Origin of the sequence: Thiolapillus sp. (genome assembly GCF_048562965.1) — a bacterium.
Taxonomy (GTDB): Bacteria; Pseudomonadota; Gammaproteobacteria; order Chromatiales; family Chromatiaceae; genus Thiolapillus; species Thiolapillus brandeum_A.
In genome coordinates, this window is sequence record NZ_JBHNMF010001132.1 from 1 (window position 1) to 582 (window position 582).

Annotated in this window: 1 protein-coding gene; it reads left to right on the top strand. The window is 52.2% G+C overall.

The genetic code is table 11. From position 1 onward, the window contains the following. Positions 1 to 103: 103 nt before the first annotated feature. Positions 104 to 409, top strand: coding sequence for a hypothetical protein (locus ACOCD2_RS22795; RefSeq protein WP_419614781.1), 306 nt, complete (start codon positions 104 to 106; stop codon positions 407 to 409). Positions 410 to 582: the final 173 nt, after the last annotated feature.

The window sequence follows — 582 nt, forward strand, 5'->3', positions numbered from 1 at the left end:
TGAACAATCGTCTCTTTGAATTCTCTGCTGTATCTTGGCATTTCATGATTTCCTTCCGTCCCCTGATTAAGTAATAATTGCTCACCGAGGTGAGCGGACAACTATGCTGACACAGGGGGCGGGTTATTCCCGTCAACAATTAACGCGCTTGATTGCCCAGTACCGAAAGACAGGCCGGTTGAGCCGTCAGCAACGAACAACGGCGGGTTTCAAGCGCCGCTACACCGATCGTGACATCCGGCTACTGGCAGAAATGGATGAACGCCATGACACGCCTTGTGGACATGCCATCAAGAAGCTGTGTGAGCGTGCCTATCAGGTGTTTGGGCAATCAGACTATGAAACGCTGGTCGGCATCTCTGTTAGCCATCTTTACAATCTAAGGCAATCCAAGGCCTATCAACGGTAAGCGCCAGAGAATCAGCCCTCTTGCTGCTTACTGAGGGTGACGTTCCAAGGTAGCAGGGCCGAGGGGTAACCGGACAGGATGACATTGCAGGGCAGGGTCTTGAGCAATTCCAACAGCTCTATGTGGTCCTGTTCCTCATAGTCGAAACGGTATCTGCGCCCCGATGTACGGGT